1 protein-coding gene is annotated in these 467 nt (G+C 64.7%); it reads right to left on the minus strand.

Annotated elements, in window-relative coordinates; genetic code table 11:
- On the minus strand, positions 1-345 hold a 345-nt coding region (locus EN893_RS37535; protein ID WP_206640284.1), incomplete at its 3' end, for a bifunctional ornithine acetyltransferase/N-acetylglutamate synthase.
- Positions 346-467 lie beyond the last annotated feature (122 nt).

Below are 467 nucleotides of genomic sequence, written 5' to 3' on the forward strand. Positions count from 1 at the left end.
CTCCGTTGCCGTGCAGCCGGCCGCCTTCGCCGCCGCCTCGCCGGTCAGCGCGGTCGACTCGCGGCCTTTCTTGCCGGTGAAGGCGTTGGCGTTGCCGGAATTGACGACCAGCACCCGGGCCTTGCCTGCGCCGAGATTCTGCCGGCAGAAATCGACCGGCGCCGAAGGGCATTTCGATTTCGTGAACACGCCGGCGACCGCGGTGCCTTCATCGAAGACCATGGTCAAAAGATCGGTGCGGCTCTTGTACTTTATCCCTGCCTCGGCGGTGGCGATGCGCACCCCTTCGATTTCCGGCATTTTGGGGTATTTCTTCGGCGCGAGCGGCGAAATCGTCGTGGACATGGAGGCCTCGGGCGGGAAAAATCGCAGGGGAAGGCCGGTTTGCCCGATAGACCGCGCGGGCGCAAGGGCGTTTTCGTCGCTCTTGCCCGGGAGTTCGAACCCGCTCGTGGTTAGGCCTGCAT

The organism is Mesorhizobium sp. M7A.F.Ca.CA.004.04.2.1, assembly GCF_004022825.1.
Lineage (GTDB): Bacteria > Pseudomonadota > Alphaproteobacteria > Rhizobiales > Rhizobiaceae > Mesorhizobium.